Genomic DNA, 3,178 nt, shown 5'->3' with positions numbered 1-3,178 from the left:
GTCCTCCATCTCTGTTAGAACTCAGGAACCCTTTTTTAGTTTTATAATTAATTATAAAGGCAAAATCATCTTTTATACTATTAGCTTCTTCACCAAGGTTTAGCACCTCTTTAAAGTTTAGGCTGCCGTCTATTGGTATTCTTGTGATAAAAATATCCAATCCACCAATTCCAGGATGTCCATCAGAAGCAAAGTATAATTCGTTATCATCTGATATAAAAGGAAAGGTTTCTCTACCAGGTGTGTTAATCTCATCACCAAGATTTTCAGTATTTCCAAAGCTACCATCATCATTTAATTTCACTCTGAATAAATCTGATTGACCATGAGTTCCAGGCATGTCAGAAACAAAGTATAATGTTTTTTCATCTGGTGATAGGGCAGGGTGTGCCGTTTGATAACTATCGCTGTTGAAAGGAAGCGCCGTTATATTATTCCACTGGCCATCTTTGTCTACAGTAGCTTTATAAATTTTTAGTAGCGTTACTTTACTAGCATCAAAACCTCTACCATCAAGATAGTTATTTCGAGTGAAGTACACTGTCTTTCCGTCTTTAGTAAAAGCTGGAGTGTCTTCGTGGAATTTAGAATTTATTTTTCCGCCAAATTTACCAACGGCACCAAGAGATCCATCTTCGGCTATAGGAGAATCATAAAGATTAGTGAAATATTGGCCTGTCCAAGTGTGTATTCTTTTAGAGAAGTTTCCAGTATCACGGGCAGAACAAAAGACCACTTTGGTTCCCATAAAGGCTGTTCCATAATCTGAATATTTGGAATTTACACCCGCATTTTCGATTTTATAGCGTCCCGAATTATTTTTTATTTCAGCTAAATAATCTTTATTTTGAGATAGTAATTTTGCTCTATTATCATTACCATTTTTTTCTAAAAACTTGGCTAACATAGCATCTGCTTTGTCGTTTTCTTTTACAGTTTTAAGTGTTTGGGAGAAACGATAATAGAATTCAGGTTCTTGCTCCGGACTAGTTGCATAGAGTTCAGCATACCATTTGTTAGCTTTTTCTAATTCAGCATTAAAATAGTAAGCGTTACCTATTTTGAGCAGCATGTCAGGCGATTTATATCCTTTTTTATAGATTCGCTCGTATGTTTTAATAGCATCAATGTAAGCGTATTTTGCATACTCTTTGTTACCTTTTACTTCTTTTTTGTTAGTAACCTGCGAATAACTATTCACACAAGTGATAGCTAGTAGTACTAAATATGTAATTTTATTTTTCATGACTTTTTATGTATTAGAAGAATCTAGGTGATACCATTTTACTAACTTTATTGAACAACTCAAATCGTAAGAATACCTCATGAGAACCCGAGTTGTATCTTCTTAATTGTGTTGTTTCCATATCATAACTATAGCCAATAAATAAACCATCAGTTACTTGAAATCCAGCTAGTACGCTTACTGCTGCATCCCAACGATAGGCACCACCAAGCATAAACTTGTCAAAGAACAGAAAGTTGGCAGAAGCATCTACTTGGAGCGGAGCACCAGTTACCATTTTGGTTAAAACGGCAGGTTTGAATTTTATAGATTGCGATACATCAAATACATACCCACCAATAAAATAGAAATTCATTCTTTCTTGAAATACCGCTACCTCATTATCGTTGTATTTAGAGTCTTGCAAGAAGTTTGGCACGGAAAGTCCTAAATATAGTTTATCAGAATGAAGATAAACCCCTGCTCCAAAATTTGGTGAAAACTCATTGTTGAAATTTTGAAGATTTGGATCGTTAGCTTGAGCAGGATCCAATTTATCTGTGTCCAGATTAAATATATTCCCGGAAGCTTTAACTCCAAAAGACAGTTTGTAAACTTCATTCATTGGAATAGTGTATGATATATCGGCCGATATAGTATTGTCACTAGTAGGACCAATTCTGTCATTTACTAAAGAAAAGCCAACACCTAAATTGCTATTGTTGATAGGGGTATTGAAAGAGAAAGTATTAGTAGTAGGAGCACCATCTAAACCAACCCATTGGGTACGATGTAAACCAAAAACACTCGTAACTCCTCTAGATCCTGCATAAGCGGGATTGATATTAATGGTGTTGTACATGTATTGAGTATACTGTGCATCTTGCTGAGCAAAACCAGCGTAAGATGTTAACATCAAAGCGAAAATTAAAATTTTTGTTCTCATATTTTCTATTTTTAACCTGAGTGCTTTTCAACCCTCAGGAATTAGTAGGTTTTTTTATCTAGTAAGGTATAAATATCCGTCTTTAGTTACCTTTTGTGTTCCATCAGTCCATTGAATGATGTAAAAATAGGTGCCTGTTGGTAATTCAGATGATTTGTTTACTGTAGTTCTTCCTTCGGAAATACCTTCAAATCTTCTTGTATTGTTGTCGTAGTTTTTGGTTTCATAAACTAAAACTCCCCAACGGTTATATATTTCAACGGTATTTGGCAAGTGACATGGTTGTTCTATGTTATCAATTTGGAACCATTCGTTTATACCATCACCATTTGGCGTGAATGCATTATGAATTTCTACAGTGTCACAACCTAAAACGACACAAGTATCATCAACAGGTATTGTTATAGTTACTATACCTGGACAAGCAAGGTCATTATTGTTGTAGGTAACTACATAATTTCCTGAAGGAAGCCCAAATGGTATAAACTCACCTGTAGTAGTGTTCAATCCAGAGGTTGCCGGACTTACACTCCAAGTTCCTGTAGCAGTCGCAACACCAGGGAAATCTGTATTTATAAGATCTAGAATATCAACGGATAATGAACTATCATTATTACATTGAGACGCTACAGCTATATTTCTAACTGGTTGAACACCTGTATTATCCCAAACACAAGTTGATGTATTGAACACAAAATTATCCCAACAGTTTACTATTGTTGGTTGAACTGGTTGCGTACCTGAAACTACCCAACCACAAGTTGTAGTATTAAAGTTAGCAGTCTCGTAACATGCTAATCCTGTTGGAGCAGCAGGTTGAGATCCTGTTACATCCCAAGCACAAGTTGTAGTATTGAAGTTTGCAGTCTCGTAGCAAGCTAATCCTGTTGGAGCGGCAGGTTGAGAACCTGAAACTACCCAAGCACAAGTTGTAGTGTTAAAGTTTGCAGTTTCGTAGCAAGCCAATCCTGTTGGAGCAGCAGGTTGTGTTCCTGTTACATCCCAAG

Annotated in this window: 2 protein-coding genes and 1 pseudogene; all 3 read right to left on the bottom strand. The window is 36.0% G+C overall.

Annotated features, from left to right (window positions below; genetic code table 11):
- Positions 1-1,246, bottom strand: a pseudogene (locus ACOYLP_RS11510) (flagellar motor protein MotB); the annotation flags it as partial.
- 13 nt (positions 1,247-1,259) lie between these two features.
- Entirely contained in the window at positions 1,260-2,171 is a 912-nt protein-coding gene (locus ACOYLP_RS11505) for a PorP/SprF family type IX secretion system membrane protein (RefSeq protein ID WP_422856315.1), read from the bottom strand.
- 54 nt (positions 2,172-2,225) lie between these two features.
- The coding region (locus ACOYLP_RS11500; protein ID WP_422856314.1) for a gliding motility-associated C-terminal domain-containing protein at positions 2,226-3,178 on the bottom strand (953 nt) is incomplete at its 5' end.

Source organism: Flavobacterium sp. (assembly GCF_049318325.1).
Classification (GTDB): domain Bacteria; phylum Bacteroidota; class Bacteroidia; order Flavobacteriales; family Flavobacteriaceae; genus Flavobacterium.
This window is presented reverse-complemented; position numbering and strand designations above follow the sequence as displayed.

Bases quoted from the DNA above. Each gene is read 5' to 3' on its own strand.
- ACOYLP_RS11505 (WP_422856315.1), bottom strand. From the start codon at position 2,171: ATGAGAACAAAAATTTTAATTTTCGCTTTGATGTTAACATCTTACGCT.